Annotated in this window: 20 protein-coding genes and 2 pseudogenes; 6 read left to right on the top strand and 16 right to left on the bottom strand. The window is 40.5% G+C overall.

The genetic code is table 11. The annotated features are described in order from the left end of the window. Positions 1-28 precede the first annotated feature (28 nt). The 4 genes from B5F25_RS03585 to B5F25_RS03570 are packed head-to-tail and all read right to left on the bottom strand — an operon-like array spanning position 29 to position 2,248. The gene (locus tag B5F25_RS03585) at positions 29-688 is read right to left on the bottom strand and encodes a DUF4122 family protein (RefSeq protein WP_087247642.1); all 660 of its coding nucleotides are present in this window, start codon (positions 686-688) and stop codon (positions 29-31) included. Continuing rightward, the gene (locus tag B5F25_RS03580; RefSeq protein WP_005776853.1) at positions 676-1,050 is read right to left on the bottom strand and encodes a DUF3408 domain-containing protein; all 375 of its coding nucleotides are present in this window, start codon (positions 1,048-1,050) and stop codon (positions 676-678) included. The genes B5F25_RS03585 and B5F25_RS03580 overlap by 13 nt, the downstream gene beginning before the upstream one ends. Before the next feature lie 2 nt (positions 1,051-1,052). Beyond that, complete coding sequence (locus B5F25_RS03575; RefSeq protein WP_005776852.1) at positions 1,053-1,490, bottom strand: DUF3408 domain-containing protein; 438 nt, start codon at positions 1,488-1,490, stop codon at positions 1,053-1,055. A 5-nt stretch (positions 1,491-1,495) separates the two neighbouring features. Further along, entirely contained in the window at positions 1,496-2,248 is a 753-nt protein-coding gene (locus tag B5F25_RS03570) for a ParA family protein (protein WP_087247640.1), read from the bottom strand. 692 nt (positions 2,249-2,940) lie between these two features. Between B5F25_RS03570 and mobA the strand changes: the two genes are divergently transcribed. The 6 genes and pseudogenes from mobA (at position 2,941) to B5F25_RS03535 (ending at position 9,907) form a co-directional block, all read left to right on the top strand. Beyond that, on the top strand, positions 2,941-3,363 hold the full coding sequence (gene mobA, locus B5F25_RS03565) for a conjugal transfer protein MobA (protein WP_182283896.1): 423 nt from the start codon (positions 2,941-2,943) through the stop codon (positions 3,361-3,363). After that, positions 3,348-4,610 (top strand): conjugal transfer protein MobB, encoded by a 1,263-nt coding sequence (mobB, locus tag B5F25_RS03560; RefSeq protein WP_087247636.1) that lies wholly within the window; start codon positions 3,348-3,350, stop codon positions 4,608-4,610. Before mobA ends, mobB begins: the two co-directional genes overlap by 16 nt. Positions 4,611-4,672: 62 nt before the next feature. Then, positions 4,673-5,662 (top strand): annotated as a pseudogene (locus B5F25_RS03555) (YWFCY domain-containing protein); the annotation flags it as partial. Between the two features lie 565 nt (positions 5,663-6,227). Then, positions 6,228-8,033, top strand: coding sequence for a group II intron reverse transcriptase/maturase (gene ltrA, locus B5F25_RS03545; RefSeq protein WP_087247634.1), 1,806 nt, complete (start codon positions 6,228-6,230; stop codon positions 8,031-8,033). A 118-nt stretch (positions 8,034-8,151) separates the two neighbouring features. Beyond that, positions 8,152-9,198 (top strand): annotated as a pseudogene (locus B5F25_RS03540) (TraM recognition domain-containing protein); the annotation flags it as partial. A 295-nt stretch (positions 9,199-9,493) separates the two neighbouring features. After that, on the top strand, positions 9,494-9,907 hold the full coding sequence (locus B5F25_RS03535; RefSeq protein WP_087247631.1) for a hypothetical protein: 414 nt from the start codon (positions 9,494-9,496) through the stop codon (positions 9,905-9,907). Positions 9,908-9,913: 6 nt separating this feature from the next. On the opposite strand, the gene B5F25_RS03530 is transcribed toward B5F25_RS03535, so the two are convergent. The 12 genes from B5F25_RS03530 to B5F25_RS03475 are packed head-to-tail and all read right to left on the bottom strand — an operon-like array spanning position 9,914 to position 23,592. Further along, positions 9,914-11,197, bottom strand: coding sequence for a sigma-54 dependent transcriptional regulator (locus tag B5F25_RS03530; protein WP_087247629.1), 1,284 nt, complete (start codon positions 11,195-11,197; stop codon positions 9,914-9,916). Further along, the gene (locus B5F25_RS03525) at positions 11,178-13,499 is read right to left on the bottom strand and encodes a hybrid sensor histidine kinase/response regulator (RefSeq protein WP_087247627.1); all 2,322 of its coding nucleotides are present in this window, start codon (positions 13,497-13,499) and stop codon (positions 11,178-11,180) included. The genes B5F25_RS03530 and B5F25_RS03525 overlap by 20 nt, the downstream gene beginning before the upstream one ends. Before the next feature lie 57 nt (positions 13,500-13,556). Next, a complete protein-coding gene (locus B5F25_RS03520; protein ID WP_087247625.1) occupies positions 13,557-13,925 on the bottom strand; it encodes a hypothetical protein in 369 nt (122 codons plus the stop codon). Between the two features lie 6 nt (positions 13,926-13,931). Next, complete coding sequence (locus B5F25_RS03515) at positions 13,932-14,813, bottom strand: translation initiation factor 2 (RefSeq protein WP_087247623.1); 882 nt, start codon at positions 14,811-14,813, stop codon at positions 13,932-13,934. 4 nt (positions 14,814-14,817) lie between these two features. Continuing rightward, a complete protein-coding gene (locus tag B5F25_RS03510; protein WP_241148348.1) occupies positions 14,818-15,897 on the bottom strand; it encodes an Imm5 family immunity protein in 1,080 nt (359 codons plus the stop codon). A gap of 5 nt (positions 15,898-15,902) precedes the next feature. After that, positions 15,903-16,973: a type VI secretion system tube protein TssD gene (tssD, locus tag B5F25_RS03505; protein WP_087247619.1), complete on the bottom strand. Its 1,071-nt coding sequence runs from the start codon at positions 16,971-16,973 to the stop codon at positions 15,903-15,905. A 24-nt stretch (positions 16,974-16,997) separates the two neighbouring features. Beyond that, entirely contained in the window at positions 16,998-19,493 is a 2,496-nt protein-coding gene (gene tssR, locus B5F25_RS03500; protein ID WP_087247617.1) for a type VI secretion system protein TssR domain-containing protein, read from the bottom strand. A 3-nt stretch (positions 19,494-19,496) separates the two neighbouring features. Then, positions 19,497-20,402 carry a PKD domain-containing protein gene (locus tag B5F25_RS03495; protein ID WP_087247615.1) on the bottom strand — a complete coding sequence of 302 codons (906 nt, stop codon included), beginning with the start codon at positions 20,400-20,402 and terminating at the stop codon, positions 19,497-19,499. 5 nt (positions 20,403-20,407) lie between these two features. Next, positions 20,408-20,917, bottom strand: coding sequence for a type VI secretion system transmembrane protein TssO (locus B5F25_RS03490; RefSeq protein WP_087247613.1), 510 nt, complete (start codon positions 20,915-20,917; stop codon positions 20,408-20,410). Positions 20,918-20,929: 12 nt separating this feature from the next. Beyond that, the gene (locus tag B5F25_RS03485; protein ID WP_087247611.1) at positions 20,930-21,430 is read right to left on the bottom strand and encodes a type VI secretion system TssO; all 501 of its coding nucleotides are present in this window, start codon (positions 21,428-21,430) and stop codon (positions 20,930-20,932) included. A gap of 15 nt (positions 21,431-21,445) precedes the next feature. Beyond that, a complete protein-coding gene (locus B5F25_RS03480; protein ID WP_087247609.1) occupies positions 21,446-22,408 on the bottom strand; it encodes a type VI secretion system baseplate subunit TssG in 963 nt (320 codons plus the stop codon). 23 nt (positions 22,409-22,431) lie between these two features. Next, entirely contained in the window at positions 22,432-23,592 is a 1,161-nt protein-coding gene (locus B5F25_RS03475) for a hypothetical protein (protein ID WP_087247689.1), read from the bottom strand. Positions 23,593-23,597: the final 5 nt, after the last annotated feature.

Here is a 23,597-nt window from a genome sequence, read left to right as displayed (position 1 = left end):
ATTTCCGGGATGCCTGAACATATCGGTGTCAGATATATTTCCGCCACTCGTCAGACGGTTCATTCCTATCCTTTACCTTAAGCGGTCTGGGATTGCCGTCCTCATCAAGATACCTGTCTATCAGTTCCTCTACAATAGCGGAATTCTCCATATTGGAAAGGAACACGTCCATCAGGCTGGTCTGCCTGATGGAGAACAGGACACGGGCTGCCTGCATGGCCTTCTCATGGTCGGCTTCATCCTGATGTGTCAGATATTCGCCGAGTACTTCCATGTCCCTGCTGGACAGAACAGGTGATACGGATTCCACTTCGGGAGACTCCGCATCAAGGTCTTCCTGGACTTCCTGCAGGAGTTTCATCTTTTCCAGCTGAAGGTTGCATTCCACATCTTCCTGCTGTACATCCTCCTCCTCACCGATAAAATTCCTTTCAAGTGGCTGGCTCATGAAGGGAGCGGCAGTCTTTCCGGCATTCTCGTCCAGATAGACATAACGGGTACTTCCCATCACTTCTGCATCTGAAACCGCAGATTCCGTTCCGGCAGTTTCTTTCTTTTCCTTCTTCACGCAAGGTTTCCCATAAAGCAGGGTACAAACAGTTTCGATACGCCTTCTCCAGCTATACACGCTGTACAGCAAATAGCCTATACAGACAATCCGTACACAGAAGTATATCAGTTCTTCCATAAAGAATCCTTATAGAGAAAGCATTCAAGTTCATTCTTCAGCAATTCTCCGTGGCGTTTCAAGTGTTCCTCCACGATATTGCTCACATAGACTGAAACACTCATGCCGGGAGCCATAAACGGAATAAGGCGGCTTGCCTTGTTGTACAAACCGCAACGGATACGAATCTGACGTCCTTTCCCGACTGGAGCATCGTTCAGATACACACGGCTATATTCGGGAAAGCAGTTCGCTATTCCTATTTTCTCATTCAACTCTCTGACCTGTCTTTTCAGTGAACAAATCTTATTGGACAGTACATAAACGCAACATAACAGCAGGCCGCAAACCAATACGGCAACAGTCAATACAATCCACATCATTTTCAGAATGTTTTTGGGGTTTTTCGGCGAAACAGCTCGCCAAGCTCTTCACTGTAAGTCTCAAGATGGTGTGCCAGCACATTATCCAAAAAAGCGGGCACACTCATGTCATCACTCAGAAGGGGAAGGATACGGGCCAGCCTGCAATACATGTCATAGCTGATATAGGTCTGCTTTCTGTGTACGGACTTCTTTCTGTCCAGAAACAGTTCCTTATACATTTCCACCTTCTCTTCCAGTCCGGGGTCAGCGCGAATCGTCTTGCGGGACTTTTCCTGTCCCTGTGTCTTTACTTCCGGCACATTTTTTTCCTTTTCTGTGACAGGAAGAACATTCTCGCCGACATCAGTTCCAGATTTACCACAGGAAATGGATTCACTGGCCATCATGTCCTTCAAGGCATCCTCATCCACCTTGAATATCTCTCTTTTCTTTGCCATAGTTCTTATCCCGGAAATATGATACGTTCCATCTCCTGGGCAAAAGCCTCAAGACGGCTGTCTTTCAATAATGATTCGGAAGGAGGAAGAAGGGTGCAGCGAAAATGCTGTCTGGAAGAAGGTGTCATTTCCTTGTTGAAGCGTTCAAGATCCGGAAGTACGGTTTCAAAGACCTTCAAACCCATACGGAGCACTATTGCATTATACATTACATACAGTTCTTTGGAAGTACGGCTGTCCATACGGTTCCAGAATAAACGTATGTCCTTCAGGGGAGCTTCCGGATGCTGTCCGATAAAATCCTGAACGGTCGATACAAAGGAAAGGCTGCTCTGCATGACCATACGGTCTTTTAAAATGGGAGTGAAAATAAAATCCATGTTCATGACGGACTCAAATACACCACGGGAGTTCACCGTTCCGGGAAGATCGAAGAATATCAGGTCATAATCACCTTCCAGCTTGCCGGGAATCTCTGCGGCTGACTCCGGCGTGGAAGTAACAATCGGATAGGCCTTACGGGAACCGTCTTCAAACTGACGGCAGAAAAGCCGTTGGTGATACTCGCTTTTTTCAAGGTTCTTCAAATCCCTTCCCCTTAGTTTTTCCAGACTGAACTGGGGATAATCACAGTCAACGACAGCAACTTTCAGACCTCTTACATAATTAAAATAACTGGCAAGAACCGCTGTTACCGTGGACTTGCCCACACCGCCTTTCTGATTGCTGAAGGCGACAAGAATCGGACGTTTGTTCATACCTTTTGTTTTTGGGGTTAATATTCACTTTTTCTTTCACTAATCTTACAATGGCATTACGCTATTGTGATACTATATTGCCATGTTATTATGTCCTTATGTTATTACAATATTATGTTGCCGTGTTATTATGTCCTTATGTTATTGCAATATTATGTTGCCATGTTATTATGTCCTTATGTTATTGCAATACTATGTTGTTACGTTATTATGTCCTTATGTTATTGCAATGTTATATTGCCATGTTATTATGTCCTTATATTATTGCAATACCATGTTGTTATGTTATTATGTTATTGCAATATTGCACGCTTAAATCGCGTCAAAAATAAGGTCTTTCAAGCATACAGGTAATATGTAGCCTGTACCATGACATCAGATGTCATCAGACGTCTTTATATGTCATATAATCCACTATTTCACAACTGTTTACACAGCCATAATTTTGCAAAGTCAGAACCGATAGACGGCTTGGAATATCTTCCGACGGACAGCAGCACGCCGCTCACGTCGCGCAGCAATCCGCCGGAGGTGGATTCTCTGTTCAAACGAACAGAGCAAGTTGTGTTTTTGTACGACAGAAATTATTCTGCCATACAAAAACCAACTTGCCCTCCCTAACGGTCGGGGGATTTTCCTCCAAAGTCGGAAAATCTGACGGAGAAAGCAAAACAACCCAAAAGCAGAAAAGCATGGAGAAAAAACAGGCAAGAAGGACAGGCAGAAAACCGAAGACTGATCCGGCGGACTACAAGTACAATTTCCGTCTGAACGCACAGGAGAAAAGCAGATTTGAGAAACTGTTTCTGGAATCCGGAGCAAGGGACAGGACAATCTTTATCAAGAAATCAATCTTTTCAGAACAACTGAAGGTAATCAAGGTGGATAAGGTTTCCATGGACTATTACATCCGGCTCGGGGAATTTTACAGACAATTCCAGGCAATAGGCAACAATTACAATCAGGTCGTAAGGGCCGTACAGAAAAACTTCGGGGAAAAAAGGGCGATGTCCTTGCTTTACAAACTTGAAAAGGCTACCCTGGAACTGATACTGCTCAACAAGCAGATTATGGCATTAACCAAAGAATATGAACAGAAATGGTTGCAAAGATAAGTCACGGGACAAACCTTTACGGAGCACTGTCCTATAACCATGAAAAGGTATTTCAAGGGACGGCGGAAATCCTGTCCGGACACCGGATGATTTCCGACCGCCCGGGACTGCCGAGCGAGGACATGCGTCTGGCTCTCCTTTCATTTGAGAACCATATGACGGCAAACAGGAGAACAGACAAGCCGGTCCTGCATATCGCCCTCAGTCCGGCACCGGAAGATAAGTTGGACAATGACAGGCTGGCGGAAGTGGCAGAGAAATACATGCAGAAAATGGGATATGGTGACCAGCCGTTCATCGTGTACAAACATGGCGATACCTGCAACACGCACGTACATATCGTGAGTGTATGCATTGACGATGAAGGAAGGAAAATCAATGACTCCTATGAACACCGCCGTTCAATGACAGCCTGCCGGGAACTGGAACAGGAATTCGGACTGCGTAACAGTGCGGATACGGAAAGACGGAATCCGAAAGCGGAACTGAAAAAGGTGGATGCCTCACAGGGGGATATACGCCACCAGATAGGAAACACACTGAAGGCCGTACTGGAGAGCTACCGTTTCCAGACTTTCGGAGAGTATTCCGCACTGCTTTCCACACTGAACATTGAAGCCCGACAGGTTCGGGGCGATTACATGGGAACACCCTATACGGGTATCATCTATTCGGCTACAGATGATAGTGGGAAAGTGGTCAGCCCTCCAATAAAAAGTGCAAGGTTCGGCAAGCGTTTCGGAAATACGGGACTGTCCGAACGTATGTTACGGCATACACAGGACTTCAAGGAAGGCAGATGGTCGCCGGTCATATCCGGCAAGGTAGTATGGGCCATGCGTAACGCAAAATCGGAACAGGAATTCAGGGAACTGCTGAAACAGGAGCACATTGATGTGGTATTCCGAAGGAACGATACCGGACGTATCTATGGCGTCACATTCATAGACCATGAACGGCGTGAGGCGTTCAACGGTTCACGTATGGGAAAGGAGTTTTCCGCCAACGTATTCAACGGCCTTGTCAACTGGTGGGAAGGAATACCCTGGCAGGACAGACAACAGTCCGGTCCGGAGGAACTTTGGAAACGGTACGGTCACCGTATGGAAGAAAACAGTGCGCTTGAACAGGCGGCAGGCATCTTCTCCTTTGAGGCAAATCCGGCAGTCGATTACGAGGAAGAAGCGTTCCGTCGCCGCATGAAACGGAAAAAGAAACCGCAGAAGCGCAAATCACGTGGTATCTGATCAATCAAAATGAGTCAATAACAGGGGGAACAACGGATTCCCCCACAATCATCTACATCATTATGCAACAGGAAGACGATTTGAGAGCCCTTGCCAAGATTATGGAATTCGGCAGGGCAGTCAGTATTTTTATTCTGGTAGTCCACGTTTATGTGTACTGCTATCCCAGTATGAGCGCCTGGCATCTGAATCTGGATGTCATAGACCGGATACTGATGAACTTTGACAGGACAACCGGTATATTCGGCTGTATCCTATGGACAAAACTGATGGCGGTTCTTCTGCTGGCCATATCCTGTATGGGTACCATCGGAGTCAAGGGTGAGAAAATAACCTGGCAGCGTATATGGGCGGTACTTACTGCCGGGGCGGTTCTATTTTTCATGAACTGGTGGCTGCTTGACCTGCCTTTTCCACACGAAGCGATTACTGCCCTGTATGTGGTGACACTTGCAGCCGGTTATCTATGCCTGCTCATGGCAGGACTGTGGATCAGCAGGCTTTACAGGCATACCCTGATGGAGGATGTGTTCAATATGGAAAACGAATCCTTCATGCAGGAGACAAGGCTGATGGAGAATGAATACTCGGTCAATCTGCCCACCAGATTCCAGTATGGCGGCAAGCTCAACAACGGCTGGATCAACGTGGTCAACCCTTTCCGTGCGACCATCGTATTGGGAACACCGGGTTCCGGTAAATCATACGCTGTGGTGAACAACTACATCAAACAGATGATTTCCAAGGGCTTCAGTGTCTATATCTATGATTATAAATTCGATGACCTTTCCACCATTGCATACAATACCTTGTTGCACAATATGGACAAATACAAGGTAAAGCCGCATTTCTACGTCATCAACTTCGATGATCCGCACCGTTCACACCGCTGCAATCCCATCAATCCGGAGTTCATGACGGACATCTCTGACGCATACGAAGCAAGCTATACCATTATGCTCAACTTAAACCGCACCTGGATTGAAAAGCAGGGTGATTTCTTTGTAGAGTCTCCGATTATCCTGCTGGCAGCCATTATATGGTATCTCAAGTGCGCCCATAAGGCGGTGTAATAAATATCTATTTAGCAATAGATTAGGTTAGAGTTCTATGAAAATAAGACCTACTGTCATCCGACTTATCCCAGAGGGAAACCCGAGGGGGAGTGTAGCATGTCGGAGAAGCCATAAGTCAGCCAACTGCCACGCTGCGACTGAATGGCAAGACAGAAAGACGGACATGAGGATGAAGCCTGAACTGGTTGAACAACAATCCAGTGGCACATACCAGGGCTGTGGCGGAAGGCAGTTACCAACGCCATATCGCATGTACCCCAGCAAGTGTTTAGGTTGTATGGGGCAAAGAACTGACTGCGACACGTCTGCAATAAGCAGATTAACGGACGAACGTTGCATCCGACAGTCTGTCATGCTTGTTATTACACCCGCTAAATGGGGATTGCCTAAACCGAAACGCCGAAAGGCTATAGAAGTCGTTCTTGAATATTCGGCATGGCAACGGAGCTTCCGTAGTAGTCCGAGCAGGGTAATGCCCTGCACATGGCGAAGGGAAGCAGTTATATAATCAATATAATCAAAGGAAAATGTGAGAGACATTATGAGAAATCCAAAGAATGTATTGAACAACTTAGTGAAACACAGCAATGTATCGGGCTATAAGTTCGAACGGTTGTATCGTATTCTATTCAATGAACAGATGTTCTATACCGCCTACCAGCGAATCTATGCCAAACAGGGCAATATGACCGCTGGGACAGATGGCAAGACAGTTGACGAAATGAGTATTCAGAGAATAGAAAATCTAATCTCCAAGCTTAGAGACGAAAGTTACAAACCCAACCCAGCCAAAAGGGTCTATATCCCTAAGAAGAACGGAAAGAAACGCCCGTTGGGCATCCCGTCTTTTGAAGACAAGTTGGTGCAGGAAGTGGTACACATGATACTGGAAGCCATATACGAGGGAAGTTTTGAAAATACCTCACATGGATTCAGACCACGTAGGAGTTGCCAGACTGCATTAACCCAAATTCAAGATACGTTTCTCGGAACAAAATGGTTTATAGAGGGGGACATAAAAGGCTTCTTCGACAACATAGACCATAACGTTCTGATTGGCATACTCGAAGAACGCATAGCGGACGAGAGGTTCATAAGGCTCATCCGTAAATTTCTGAACGCTGGGTATATTGAAAATTGGAAATACAGACACACGTACAGTGGAACTCCGCAAGGCGGCATCATTAGTCCCATACTGGCTAATATTTACCTTGACAAGTTCGACAAGTACATGGAGGAATACGCCCAATCTTTCAATAAAGGCGCAAGCAGAAGATTGGATAAGGATTACCGTCGGATTAAAGACCGTAAGAACAAGCTGGAAAAGAAACTGAAATCCGAAACCGATACAAAGGTACGGAAAGACCTTATTGATAAAATCAAAGGGTATTACCGACAGATGCAACAAATGCCTTGTGTCATGGAAATGGATGAAGAGTACAGACGGTTGAAATATGTCAGATACGCAGACGATTTCTTGATTGGGGTTGTCGGCAGCCATGAAGAATGTGGGCAAATCAAAGCGAATATCACACAATTCATGAAAGATAAGCTAAAACTTGAACTGTCGGCAGAGAAAACGCTTATAACCCAAGCACAAGAAAAAGCTAAATTTCTGGGATATGAAATAACCGTACGCAACTCCAAAGCCACCAAGAGAGATAAGAATGGAGTGCTCAAAAGAATGTTCAACCGCAAGGTTGTACTTCTACTCCCGAGAGAGGTGGTCAAGAACAAGTTGATTGACTACAAAGCCATGAGGGTTATACAAACCAATGGCAAGGAGGATTGGAAGCCAAAGGCACGCAGTTATATGATGAACTGCAAGCCGGAGGATATTGTAGCCCAATTCAATAAGGAGATAAGAGGATTCTACAATTATTACTCGATAGCGAACAATGTATCTACTCTTTGCAAAAGGTTCGGTTATATTATGGAATACAGTATGTACAAAAGCATCGCCAAAAAGCAAAGCAGCAGTGTACGGAAGATTAAAAAGAAATACTCGAAAGACAAAGACTTTGTAATCAGTTACACGGATGCAAAAGGGCAATGCAAATGCCGTGTGTTCTATAATGAGGGTTTCAAGAGAAAAGACGCTCAATGTGATGCTAAATACGACATAATGCCAAACACCAATTTTCTGCCAGCCTCAAGTCTTGTTGAGAGACTAAAGGCGGAACAGTGCGAGGTATGCGGAGCGCATGGCAAAACGGTGATGCACCATGTTCGTGCCTTGAAAGACTTGACAGGCAAGAACGAATGGGAACGCATCATGCTCAAAATGCACCGTAAAACATTGGCAGTCTGTCCAGAATGTAATGCTAAAATACATGGCAATGTATAACACTAAGTTGAATTATAACGGAGAGCCGTGTACATGGAGACATGTAAGCACGGTTCGGGGGCAGGCTCTCGGAAACCTACCGCAGAAATGCGGCAAGGCGCCGAGTGCCGAGCCTACAATATTCAAAGGCGGTATCTACTGCACGTTCCCTCATGCCGTGGAACTGCTGAACAAACCTTACTCAGATTTGTTTACCATATTGACTTCCTATCCGGAACTGGAGAACTACCTTTCCCCTTTCATGGATGCCTGGAAAGGTGGGGCTCAGGATCAGCTCCAGGGCCAGATAGCTTCAGCGAAAATTCCGCTTACCCGAATGATTTCTCCACAGCTGTACTGGGTCATGACAGGCAATGATTTTTCTCTGGACATCAATAATCCGAAGGAGCCTAAAATCCTTTGTGTAGGCAATAATCCGGACCGGCAGAACATCTATTCCGCTGCGCTCGGACTGTATAATTCCAGAATCGTCAAACTGATAAACAAGAAAGGGCAGCTTAAAAGCACGGTCATTATAGATGAGCTCCCTACCATCTATTTCCGAGGACTGGACAACCTGATTGCAACGGCACGTTCCAACAAAGTGGCAGTCTGTCTGGGATTTCAGGACTTCAGCCAGCTTAACCGTGACTACGGTGAAAAGGAAAGCAAGGTGATTCAAAATACAGTCGGCAACATATTCAGCGGTCAGGTGGTAGGTGAAACGGCCAAGACACTTTCCGAACGTTTCGGTAAGATTCTGCAAAAACGGCAGTCCATATCCATCAACCGTCAGGATGTCTCCACATCGATCAACACCCAGCTGGATTCCCTGATTCCTGCATCCAAGATTTCCAACCTCTCACAGGGGACGTTTGTCGGTTCCGTATCTGACAATTTCGGGGAGAAAATCGACCAGAAGATTTTCCATGCGGAAATTATCGTGGACCATGCCAAAGTAAGTGCGGAAGAAAAGGCTTACAAAAAAATCCCGGTTATCAACACGTTCAAAGACAGTGAAGGAAATGACATCATGCTCCAGCAGATACAGCGCAACTACGACCAGATAAAGGCGGATGCCCAGGTCATCATCAACGATGAAATGGAACGTATCAAGAATGACCCAGAACTATGTGAACGGCTGGGAATAGAAAGTGCAGAAGAGGAGAAAAGAAAAGCTGAATAGATACAGAATGACAAATAAGTCCTGAATCAGTTTGATTTTCAGGGAACATTCCCTATCTTTGAATTTGAAATAGAACATAACGACGGATTACGGGATGTTTTCCGTTGATTATATACATAAGTCGCAAGATGCCCTAAACAGAAATCTGGTAAATTTCAAAAATTACAAAGGCCATTGCGTGAGGCTTATGCTATATCTTATAGCGTGAGCCCATGCGAGTTTTTGTAATGGGTTTTACCAGAACCCCTGTTTAGAACTATGCATGGGTTTCATGCTTTTTTTATAAACAAGAGGTATGGCAAAAATACAAGTCATCATGCCCATCACACTGAATGGGTTTCTACCGGATGAAAATGAAAAGCTGATGGAATGGCTCAGGACAGATCGTAACGGCTTCCCATATTGGGAAAACCGGGCGGTATTCAACATGTATCCTTATTATGGAATGCTTGATCTGATGGATGCCAAGGAAAGACACGGAAACGACTGCACCTATTTCATGAAGGTGGAGAATCAGAAGAGTGCGGATTATGTAAGTGGAGTTTTTCTATACAAGCTCGCAGATGAAGTGGTCATATACTTACTTCCAATATCATACAAAAGTGGGATAAACATTACGGGAAGAATTCAGCCTGGACAATGGGTACTGCATGAGTCCAAAACATTCCGCAACAATGTATGCAGACTGATATACCGCCTTAAAAAATAAAAAAAATTATTTCAGACCGACTTTCTTCATTTTCTTATAAAGAGCTGTACGGCTACAACCCAGTTCAATAGCTGTCTGGCTGACATTGCCGTGATTTTTTTCCAACATATTTCGTATCCTTTCCCTTTCCTGAATGATATAAATTTCCGGATTACTACCACAAACCACATTATCCAATCCCAAATCACATACATCCAACAATACGTTATCTGCCACAATGACCGCACGTTTGACTTTTGCGCTCAGTTCCCGCACATTACCAGGCCAGTCATACCCCAACATACATGCTTTCGCTTCTTCTGTAAAGCCTTCATTCTTAACATGTATTCTATAGGAATGTTCTTTTCTGAAAAATTCAGCAAGAGGAAGAATGTCGTCCTTGCAGTCCTTTAACGGTGGCTGTAAAATTTCCAGTTCAGCAAGACGATAATAAAGGTCCTCACGAAAACGTCCCTCTTCTAAAGCTTTTTTCATATTTTCATTGGTAGCTGAAATAATGCGCACATTCGTACGCTTTACTTTGTCACTTCCTACAGGATTAAACTCCTTTTCCTGAAGAACACGAAGAAGAAGAATCTGCATGGAATAAGGCATATTGCCGACTTCATCCAAAAACAAAGTTCCTCCATTGGCTGTTTCAAAATGTCCCTTCCTGTCTGCAACAGCTCCGGTAAAAGCACCCTTGACCGCACCAAAAAATTCAGAAGCCTGTAAATCATTAGGTATGCTTCCACAATTGACTGCAACGAAAGGTTTGTCACGCCTATCACTATAACGGTGTATCATCTGGGCTATCACTTCCTTACCGCTACCACTCGGACCAAGTATCATAACTGAAAGATCGGATGGTGCCACACGACGGGCAAAAGAAGCAGCTTTCCGTGCAGCTTCGCTGGTACGTTCTACAAAAGAACGCTCTTTACGTACTATAACCGGACTTTTCAACATACTGTGCATTAATTCAAGAAGCTGTTCCTGATGGACAGGTTTCTCCAGATAATCCTTAGCTCCGAGCTTGATTGCACGTACAGCATCCGAGATACAGGCATAATCTGTCATGACAATAAAAGGAATTTCCATACCGCAACTCATAATCCATTCTAGAAGACTGATACCGTTTCCTTCAGGCAAACGTACATCCCCCAACACCAGACTGATTTCATGTTTCTTCAGAATACTACGTGCCCCAGGCTCGTCAATAGCGGTCAGAACTTCGTAACCGGCTTTTTGCAGCCACTTTTCTATCATACCCTTAAGTATCATATTGTCTTCAACTATCAGTATTTTCATGTTTTCCAAGTTCTTTTTCTGTTTCTTTTATCAATTTCTCAAGAATGTCAATAACCTGCCGGGCATATTCCCCTATGATTTCATTAACACTTTCATTATTATGCAGTTCCTTTTGAAATTCACGCAACAAGCGTTCCTTACCAAGCATTTCCCATACCGGCATCATCCGGTGAACAATCTTCCGCATTAATTCACGGTCATACTTTTTCAAGGCTAATTCCATCTCAGCAAGTTCCTTTCTGGACTCATCAATAACGAGTGACAGCATATATCCATTGTCGTCTATGTCTTTCAATAAGCAGGAAAAATCAAAGTCTCCGGCATTTGAGACTCTTGTATGGGATATGATAGTCGATAAAAAAGATAACAATCCATGAATATTGAACGGTTTATGAATATAACCTGCAAATCCTTCCTTTTCATATATTCCTGTATTACCATCACTACGCGCAGTCATGACAGCTACAGGAATGCTTCTTGAGTTGCCAATATCCGAATTACGAAGCAGTTTCAAAAGACCAAACCCATCAGTTTCAGGCATCTGAACATCCGTTAGTACTATATCATAATCCGATTTCTCCAGAGCAGCAACAACGTCCTGAATATTTATACATGTAGTGCAGGTTATACCATTACGGCCAAGCATATCTTCCGCAATTTTTAACTGTATCGGGTCATCATCCACAACAAGTACCTTTTTAGGAAGCATAAATATCTGATTATTATCCTGTTTATCTTCCCCTGCAGGTTCATCCGTTTCAGGTAAAGGAAATTCAAGTCTGAATACGCTTCCTTTACCAAGCTCACTTTCCACATCCATTGTTCCGTCCAAAACCTTTACCAAACCTTTTGTCAGAAATAATCCAAGGCCAAACCCCTCTGAGTTGATATTTTGTGCAGCACGTTCAAAAGGAGCAAAGATTCTTTTCAGCGTTTCTTCATCCATCCCGATTCCAGTATCCCTGATTTCAATATTCAGTTTCCCATCAGAATATCTTGAATGGAAATTAACGGTTCCCGATGGAGTAAACTTTATGGCATTTGTCAGTAAATTAGCCAGAACCTGTTCCAACTTGTCCGCATCACCTTTCACTATTAAACTACAATTCTCATGTACCGCGTACAAAATCAAAGCCTTAGAAATAGCCTTACGGGAAAACTCATCAGAAATACGTTTAAGAAAACGATTCAAATCGAATGGTAAATCATTACGCAAATCACCGACTTCATTAATCCGATAAGCATCCATCAGATCATTGACCAAATGAAGAATATGATGGCAGGAGTGACGTATATCCTCCAGATATGATTCACGTTTCTTCTTTTCCCGGGTCTGTGATGCCAAATCAGCACAGTTATGAATGTTACCAAGAGGGCCACGTATATCATGTGAAACGGTCAGGATAATGCGCTTGCGCATCTCCAGCAATTCTTTATTTTCACTAATAACCTGGTTCAATCTGGATTTAATTCTTTCTTCCTTACGCAAATCAGAACGTATGATAAGAAAAGAAATCAACAGCAGAATAATTGCAAATGCTATAATTATGGCAAACATGAAGAAAGATAAATCCTGTGCTTCTGCTATTTTCTGATCTTTTTGAGCAAATACTGCCTGTGCCTGATTATCAAGGCTACTGATCAGCTGCGACAACTCACGGTTCAAAGTACGGTTCCTGGAACGAAGACTGTCTGCATAAGTTTCCATTTCTACAGTATGTATTCGTTGCAAGGCAATTAGACTGTCACTGAAAGCATGTAGTTCTTGAGCAGAAGGCAGAACCTGTACACTTTTCTTGCCGCCAAAGAATCCGGCTATACCACTTTTCTTTTGAGTAACAATCCTTACACGGGTCGCTCTTCTGGCCACTTCCGGCAAGTGATTCACCAAGAGACTATCCGTCTTTCTCTGTATTGCAACAGTTTCCATAATATGTAGCAGATGATTTTCCTTTTCTTCAAGCAAATTACAAAGAGTGTCAATTTGTTCCGTATGCACAAAACCACCCACATATTGCTTCATTACCTGTAGTAGGCTGTCTACCCCCAGTCGCTGGTCTCTATATTTCCGGAAATCCATTTCATTCCATGTAATGACAGATTCTCCATGTGTTGCCAGTTCTGTAATACGCCGGTGGACTGTATTTATATCCTTACGGATTTTACGTATTTCCGTGGTCTCTGCTTCTATTTCATGCATCCGTTTCCGTTCATGCAACAAAATGGCGGTCATACTACTGATAACCGCCACTAATAACAAATACCCCAAAAGGATTTTATTCTGTAATGACACTCTTAACATTTAGTTTGTAATTCAAACAATTATTTCCTGCAATACTATCTGTAAGACATTCTTTTATTATACCCCAAATACCACTTCAATCTCCATCACTTTCCCATGTTCCCTACGCACTTTAGACATCCGTGCCGGAATTCCATGCTGGAAACAAGATTGAATGAACTCCATACCGATAAATATACCAGTATCAGAACTTCCAATTGTTCCCTTGTCTTTATTATGAAAAGTAACACTTCCTATCATGGCTTCATTTCTTCTTTTCCGATATTGTTCTTCCTTTTGGAACATCACGTTCACCTCACCTCTGATTATCTGTACCTGTTGACCTCCTGTTTGAAGAAACTTCAGATAATGTTCCAGCAAATCCTCTGGACATCCACTTTGGGACAACATTCCTTTTATGGTATGTATATGTATCAAATCTTCCATATTTCCTCATTTAGAAATGAATATCTTCTTGTCTTTAATGATAAGCGTATCTTTGCCGCCGTTTTTTATCAGACTTACATTGTCCAAGTCAATGCGGCTATTGGATATGGTGAAATCCTGATGAATCGTGTCGTTATGCAAAAAATGAATATCCTGTTTATACAGGTTCGGAATAGAAAAGAACAACGCTATAATGCCACCAATACTACAGATCATCAATAATGTAAAAACAATAAACCAACGTTGATACTTTCTATTATCTATAACCTTTACCTCAATAGGGGCTGATTCCTCATTGATTGTTACCTTTTTTTGATTGTATATCACACGACATCTTAAATTAGGGAATTCATGTAAGCCTAACAAATCCGGTATCTGTTGCAGGAATTGCAAATACTGCTTGGTTTCCATCAACACTTCCAATTCCATGGTTACACGGATGACACTGCGTTTCATTATCTTGGGTTTTCCCGACGCACCTGTAGGCTTGGCAACATTGACGGGACGGATATCCAATGCACCTGTATCCATGCTCATAGCAAGCTCCACTCCGGTATTTCCCAACGAAGGGACATCTGCCGAATGGGTTCCATAAGCAGAAGAGCTTTCAACTCCTTCATATTCCGCTATCAGGTCCGCCATTTCCCGCACTTCAGTCACCATCACGTCCTTTGCCTCCGCATTCACAAAGCTTTCCACTTTGGCCTTCACTCTGTCGGTTAAGAAGGCTTTTATCTTGTCTTCGCTTTTCTTATTAATCAGATATTGAGGGTATTTTTTAGCTATTGGCTTAGATACATTCTCAATATAGTTAATTGTATAATCAAAATCACCAATAATCGATATAAAAAATTTGATTAACAGATTAATATTACCAGTATAGTTCATATCATCAACTCTTTAAATATTTAACTTTGCTACCAACAATTTTTTGCAACCAAAATGGAGTATATTCTTTACTTCTTGGATATTCTTTAAACATCTTCAACAACCAATCAGGTTCCTGAAATAAAGATGGTATTTGTTCTAAATTATCATAATTAAAATCAAGTGTATATAAGTCTTTATTTTTTAATAATATTTCCACTTGAAACCATGCACCTTGTTTTGAATTTTTCTTATACATTTGTTCACGTATATTTCTAAATTCATTACAAATTCTATCTACATTTTTTGTATTTAATATTATTACATCTCCTTTAGAGGAAAGAATACTAAACATATCCACCACACTTGAAACAAATAATATCTTATATTCAAGCCCTTCCTTTAGCTTTTGAGGCTCACAATCTACTATAAAAAATAGTATATCTTTAAATTGGGCCTCTATAGTATCATCAAATTGATTACGAGAAGGGATAATAAAATTTTCATCCATTCCCTTTTGATAATACAAAGGAGCAACTTCAAAATTAGCATTTCTGCATATCTTTTCTATAATCTCCAATACCCCAATCCAATATGCTTCTCTTTTTTCTACACTACCGCTATTTGAAGGAATAAAGTAGAGTCCTTCAGAGAAAATTATTTCTGCAAAAAAATCAGGATTCCACATTTCAAAATCATATTCATTATCATCTTCTTCATTATATTCTGCTATATCCAACATCAAGGATGCATCAGTAGCAATATTAAAACATAGTGATAACAATAACCCTCCCAAAGCATCATATTCATATAGATAATTTTTATATTTATCAAAAATCATCATAAAATGATTTTTATCACCTTTATTATTATATAAATAGTCTCTTATTTCAAATAGTATCTGAAGTAGTATCTCATTATCTTGGAATATCTCTTCTTTTAAGCTTTTTATTTTAACTACACAATTATAAAATATTTTATTGACGATTAATGGACTATCTATATAACGCATAAGTCGAACACGATATTTTAATGGTAAATGTCCAAAAGAATTATTTCTGATTTCATCTTTCAACAATGTCAAATAGTTATCTATTTTTTCCATATCATTCATATTTTTGTATTTCCAATTTTGTATATTCTACCTTTTCCTGATGTTGGACTAAAAATATATGTCACATCAACAGGTTGAGTTATAAAAATAGTATTACCTGTTGTTTCAGCTGTTTTTTGTATAAATTCATAACAACATTCACAAATCTTTCTATTTACCCCAAAAGCCATTTCATTTTTCTGCTTCACAAGCATCTGTTTTTCAGCATGAGAGGCGCTACTACTACCTGGTATTCCATTATCTATGGAAGAATTTTCACGTAATTTATGGTTTAATTTTAAAGCTTCTTCTATCACTGATGAAATAGGAACATCAACCATATTAGGGACCTGTTGCCTAAACTTTTTACTTACTCTTCTTTTACTATATCCACTGACAGTTACTATTCCATCTGAACAAACAGTTTTAGAGCCATTACTTTGGGGTAATAATTTTGCTATATATTCAGCTCTTCGCCAAGCCTGCTTAGACATTTCACAAAGAAGTTCTTCTAATTCTTCTTGAGATTTCACCTCTATTTCTCCAATAGAAGCATCTTTTGAAAAACTATTATTAATAACAGTGGATGATGAGTTCTCATGAAACTTTGAATATACTATATTATTAGCTATTAATGCTTTATTTTTATCACCCCATTCCTTCTCCCTCACATCCAAATTATTCCTCTTAATAATCCCTGGCGACAGATATACGGTCATCACCATAGGAAAATTCACGGCACTCATACTTTCTTCTATCTTCAAGCAAAAGCAATCCTGGAACTGAAAAATATCAACAATCTCCACTTCATTGTATATAAAATGGATTTCACCGCTGTGCACGGTTCCTTCTATATTCAACCAGTCATAAAAGAACTGTTCGTCACCACTACATTCAAACATAAGTGTTATCAGATCTCCTTCAACAGGCAAGTATTCTCGATTACCCGTCTTTTCACAAGCCTCAATATGAAGTTGTATGATTCGTCTTAAATTAGGATCATCACAATGTTGAATATGACACCGATAACTATAATAAAGTATCGGTATCTCTTTGCCTCTGATTTTCAATATTGCTTGGTATATCATAATGATAAATTTTCAAATGAACGACTATGGTAACAAATCTCGGCTGATCCAATAATACGTCTGTCCATTGGATTGAAATGATTTACCGGCAGCTTCGTCCAACAATTTCTTCTTTTCCTTAAAATATTCAATCAGTTTGTCCAATTCTACATCAGTAATCATCTCCTTTTTCTTCAAGTCATTAAACCGATATACCTCAAAAAACGGATAATCCACCGGGCATGAGGTAAATCTTCGTAAAGATTCAGAGATAGGCATCCTCAAGAAAGCCTTTCTTTTAATTTTACAATACTTATCTGTATTTCTCTCAGAAAGGAAATGCCGTACCAGCTTTCTTCTGACACGACGAGTTGGAGCATACTCAGGATCATTCAGACTGTCTCTCTTTATACTAATAGCTGTTTCATCGTTATTATCTGTTATATAATCTTCCGGACAATCACAGATATTGACCTTAGCCTGTTTCTTTTTTCTTACAACTTCAACTTTATAATCAATCACTAACTTAGCTGGTTCTTCTATGTATTTCCTGAGTCGTTTAAATTCATCTTCATTCACCAGCAAATAATAATCCAATGTAGAAGACAGACTGTCAGGTAATACAACAGGAGATAATGGAAGCGACCATCCAGATTCTATAGAAGGACATGCTGACATTATGGTCTGTTTATCAGTTTTCTTTATATGATGATAAGCTACAAATGTTGAATCAAGTTTATACCGATTTGTACCGACCTCTGCAAAAGCTCTTTCCAATTGGTTGTACAATATGGTATTATCAAGTTTCACTTGCAACAACATGGAATCTACAGCCTGAGTCAGACTTTCCATTTCCAAAGATTCATTCTTCTGCGGAAATACCAACCATCCCTGAGTCATACTTTTATCTGGAAAGTCCAGGCAATAAGTATTATGATTTACTTCCATATATTCATTGCCATTCCGTATCAAATCCGGATATACCATCAGTTCTCTTTTCTTCTGGCTGATCCGTGGAGCATAACAATCAATCATATTGCCAAGCTGAAGGACAAAGTTATTAAAATTATCAGGCTCGCCCCCATACAGTTGGAATCCTAACAAACGGCAATTGTTTTTTACCATCCGATTCACCAAGGCAGAGTCTGCGAACTCTGTATTATAACCTTTATCACCAATTACGACCAATACATTTGTTTCATCTTTATGATGATTGAACATATCTACACCTATTCTTACCCCAGACCAGCTTCCAAATCTGCCATATACAGGCTTCAGCTTTTCCGAATTTTTAGCTTTGGCTGAAAGGAAATCAAGCATCTCCATATAATCAGGGGTCAATTTACAGATAGGATCGTTCAAGCTGCCTTCTTCATTAAAAGTCAGTACCGCTCCAAACCTGAATGTAAAACTTTCATCGTTTACCAGAACTGACTGCAAACTTTGAACTGCATTTACCAAAGCCGGGAAACGTTCAATGGTAATATCTTTCCCTTCCACTACAAATACTATATTGATATGTTGTAAATCTTGTTCGATTTTGTTCTTAAAAGTATCATAATAGATTGGATTTCCATTTACATTCAAGACATAACTGTCTCCCTTGTCAATAACCGGCATAGGAAGATGAGTCCGGAAGCATAGTGTTGTATCATTTTCTCTATAAGAAAGTACCGGACTATATTTTATAGCTGGATTAAGTACAGACAAATTCCGGCTTTTGATTCTTTCAGAGGCACATAAGTTTATCGTATCTCCTTCTTCTTTATCAATCGTGGTGAAAACGTCCATAGGCAATGACGCTACATCTATGTGCAACTGCTGTCCGGAAGATGTCAACAATCTGTTATCAATCCATCCTATAGTTTTTAGATCAATGCTGTCTGCATCAATCACGGGACTACAACCGACAAGTATATGTGTTCCATCTACCGCTTTCTTGTAAGGATACACAAGACTATACATTGGAATTTTACCAATCTCTTTGGTCAAGTCTGTGTTTCCGTATAGCTTTATGGAATCATTTGCTAAATATTTTTCGGCTTTTACAAACATTGTGGTATCATTTGGCAACAGAACCATCTTGTTTTTAAATCCTGTCATGACATCCGTAATACCATTCCTTGTCAGCAAAAGTTCATTCTTGTTAATCCAACCGACATATTTCGCCTTTTTCCACTCCTTTAATCTGCCATTCTTCAAAATAGACGGATCATATTTTATCAGCTTCAACCAGTCACCTTTCTCTTTTATGACCAGAAACGCATCCATATACTCCACATTATCCATCTCATTCTTTCCACTTGGACTCATGTAAGAAGAGGAAGATTCCTGAGCAAATACAATCCACGGATTACCCTTGAATACTGCAAAATCACGTGGTGCTTTTAATCCTTCTATACAATAATTGTTCACGTACTCACGAGGCACTTTCTTTACCCTCGTAAAACGATTTACCGGACCACATGCTGCCATCAAACCGATAAAACAACCGCACAGACATCCGGCATGGAACAGACTTGACAATCTATTTCTTTTCATAACTTACCTTTTTTGTTCTGAAAACCGTTCGTGCTGAGTTACCATCAGCTGCATAACACATTCATTATTTAGATCATCACCCATATCTACAAATACATCATCAATAAGTGTCTTTTTACGGGCAATTATTTTCAGACCTTGACAATAAGAATAGAAATCATTCTTTTTGTTATTGTTTATAGTGACAGCCACATCAGGATTACCGCACAAATATTTTTTCAATATATAGTTATAATGAGTGTTGAATGGCTTTCCATCCACGATAGCTTGCAAATGCTCACGAATATCATTCCCTATAACCACCAATATGTCTGTTGAATCATTTTCGGTATATTGAGGAATGACTTCAATCGTATGTCTTACCGGGTATTGGGTATTCTCAGTCATCAGCTGCACCTCATATTTGCCAGGCTCAGAATAAGAATATAATGGATTCTGCTCCCTTGAGTCTACAATGCCAGACTCACCAAACTGCCATCTCCATTCCTTAGATGCACCATAACCTCTGAATGTAACAATCTCACCTTGCATAGCAGTTGACGGAGCTTCAATTTTCACCAACTGTTCACTTCCATAATCATTCTTTTTTCTTCTTACAGTCACAATCTTGCTTTCTTCCAGCGCATCATCTATTCTGAGGCGTATCTGATAACGTCCCGGCTCCATAAAAATATATTCCCCGCTTTGCTTGTTTGACTTATCTCCGTTGCCGAACTCCCAAAGCCATTTTTTTGCATTACGTGTACTGTCTGAATAGTGAACAGGTTCGCCAACTTCTACCTCTATCGGATTCAATGTCATCCTGATTGTCCTGCTTGAGAACAACAATCGTATCAATAGAGCCATTACTATACAAAGCAGCAAAGCTCCTATAACAAGCATAAATTTACGCGTATAAATCTTTCCCATAATATTTATTTTTTTGAACCGGAACGCAGATCTTCAAGTTTCTTCTGCAGTCCAATTTCACATTCCTCCAAATTTGCCTTGAACGTAATGATATTCTGCTGAATACTCCACAATTGCTTTTTATCCGACAACCACATGTCGTAAAAATCAGCAATGTGCATAAACAACTTATACCTCTTATCCCAGTTGTTTTTTTCGTATGTGTTTTTCAGATTGTTTATCAGATAACGAATATCATCTTCTTCATATTGAGCATATACGCCCGGTTCAAACTTCTCTATCTTACGAAACAAGGAATCAACAGAAACTTGATGATCTGCCTGTTCTTGTTGATAGTCCTTGATACGGTTCATTTTTACTTTTACAAACTCTTTCTGCTCAAACATACTGAAGTCTGAATTCCACATGAATATACTAATGCAACATATTACAGTTGTTATGATAAAGAACAGGAATACATAGGCATGTCCCATAAAGACTTCCCGTTTATTCAGGTTATTTCTATTATTGTCCATAATCCTCTATTTTTATTTGTTATTACCAGAGCCTACATTAAGATTCCTACGAGTCTTCCAATTATCCTTGATACATTGCATCAAATCATTTTTTACCATTTCCTCCTGGATTTTCAGTAACCGGATAGAATCCTTAACTCCTAAGAACAGATTGATATTTCCAAGCAGTTGTCTGTACAATTTACAGTCCCTTTCTTCCATATCCTGTATGTTTTTAAGGATATTCATTTTTTTTGTACTGATTACTCCCTGAAGTAATACATCATTAATCTGTGGAGAAGTGTTCATCAGTTTCATATATTGATAAACAGAATCCACACTATTTGAAAGGGCTATTTCACGGGTATATACCCGGTCATACTCCTGGGTTTTCATTGTTATTCTTTTAACCTCAACGCCTGATGTCTTTAAGAAACAGGCAAAAATTAAAACGGCAAATATGACGCAAGCCATTAAATAAGCGGCAAACTTCAAATATGCTTTTCTTACTTCTGAATTATTCCTAGGTTTCATACTTTTATTTTTTATTTACAGGTAACTACTTATTCCTAAAAAAGTCCCTTGCTCAGAAGAGCAACCAAGCTTGAAGCGAGAGTCTTCCTGCTGGATTATGTAACGTGTATTTATTATTTTGTCGGCTGGCAAAAAAAGCTCAACCAAAGATTGCAATATCTGATAATCTTTGGCTCCTGGAGAGAAACCTTGCATTCTGGATGCAGAGATAGGACCGATTTCAAGTTCCATTTCATAAGTCCCGTCATCAAAACTATTGCCAATTACCATATTGTCTCCCAAAACACACTCACCCAATTTCGGAACAATGTCCGGATCAACTTCCGTAATGCATTTCCCACCCTTTTTCAGGGATACAGGTACTTCCATCAGTATGCTCATACATTTACCTATATTCTCCGTACTTACTGTTATCTGTTCCAGATAGGTCAGCATGTGTATCAGCATTACAGCTAAATGGACGGGAAGCAAATCAAGGACTGGCCATTGCCGGGAGAATATATTTATAAAATCCCGATGAACATTCATTTCATCAATACGCCGTTCCTTGTTTTGAAAAGCAACCAGCATATAATCCAAGGAAATCTCGAAAGGTTTGAAAAATCTTCTTGCGAAGAACTCTTCATCACGATGGATACGAATCTCCTCCAGGACCTGCTCTTTTGAAATTTTTCCTGTCTGATAAAGGTTACGATGAAATATAGACTCAGGTAACATGTCATAAAGACTGCGCCTGTTTACATACAGATAAAGATAATCGGTCAAGTCATAGTGTGAATATTCTGAATGTATATCATGAATATCCTTTGAATAACCGCGTCTTATATCCCCACGCCTTAAAATGAGCGTCCGTTCTGCATCATAACCCTGTTCTTTCAATCCACTGGCAACAACTTCAGCCTTGAAATCAGTATCAGGTTGATTGAATGCATGCACACTCTCATCAAAATTCACTATGTTATCTATTTCCTTTACCATACAAAAAACTGTTTAAGTACAGACTAATCCAGAATATTCCAGCGTGTTTCTGTGGTTTCCTTAGATTGACGTGAACGCTCAGCCACAACAATGTTTTCCTTATGTTTACCGATATACTCAAGACGGCTCAACGTAGTCCACAAATCATTAAAGAGGTAAAGAAAGCGCTCTGTCGTTACCATCAGTAAACGAATATCATGGTGGTCATAACGCATTCCACAATTTTCACGGAGCACGCCTTCGTAAGCACCGGGCTTGACACCATTCCATTCATAAAAATACTTCAACAAATCTTCTTTCTCTTCTTTACCCATAAAGCCCAGACAAATATATAAACGGTGTGCAAGTGTCGAAAATACATTTAAGAAACGTATAGGCGAATAATACTGTCCTTCGTTACGGAATGAAAAGTATATATCAGATATATATAACATTACATGACGGCATAACATTCCTATATTTGCTGCTAATTCAGTCTGTTTCTCTGCGTTCTCTACTTTTGCCAGAATATCAATAGAAGCCTTTTCTATCGAATCTATAAGTTGACCGAACTTCGCATAATAACCTTTCAGGTCCGGATGACTGGACATACTGGAGCATGGAGGTATAAAATTTCCATCCACTTCACAACGGTTTCCATTCCTACGCAATCGGCCTATTACAAGATAATATCTTCCCAGTTCCCCTCCATCAACCTGTCCTGCCGGCAATACATTCAGGCGATATTTAGGCAATGCGTCCGGTTGTCTGGGTACACTTTCTGTTTCATCCGGAGTACCGGAAGGCTGTCTTTCAAACGGGTCTGCCATCAATATCACATCCCATTTCTGTTCTCTATCATCAGTATCTTCAACAGAAATGTGGAAGCTGGCTGTCAGTTCTTCATTTTCATCAGCATCATAATCTATAAGATAGCCCCCAGCAGTAACAGCATGACAACGTTTCAACCTGACTTCGAGAGTACCTGTAACAAGCTCTGTAATGCTGAAATCACCGGAAACAGGTTCTCCTTTTCTGAAAGGTAAAAAGCCATAGTTTGTTCTGTTGAGATGATACGACTGATATTCACACAACTGATTGATGAAATGATCTTCCAGTTGCATCAAATGATTTTTCCTTACAAGCAATCCGTCTGTCCAATTTACCAGGGGATATGATTTCCTTTTATTCTGTTTCGTTGCCATAATCC

The organism is Bacteroides sp. An19 (genome assembly GCF_002160215.1).
Classification (GTDB): domain Bacteria; phylum Bacteroidota; class Bacteroidia; order Bacteroidales; family Bacteroidaceae; genus Phocaeicola; species Phocaeicola intestinalis.
Note: the sequence above shows the minus strand (reverse complement) of the source record. Positions and strands in the feature narration are given on the sequence as shown.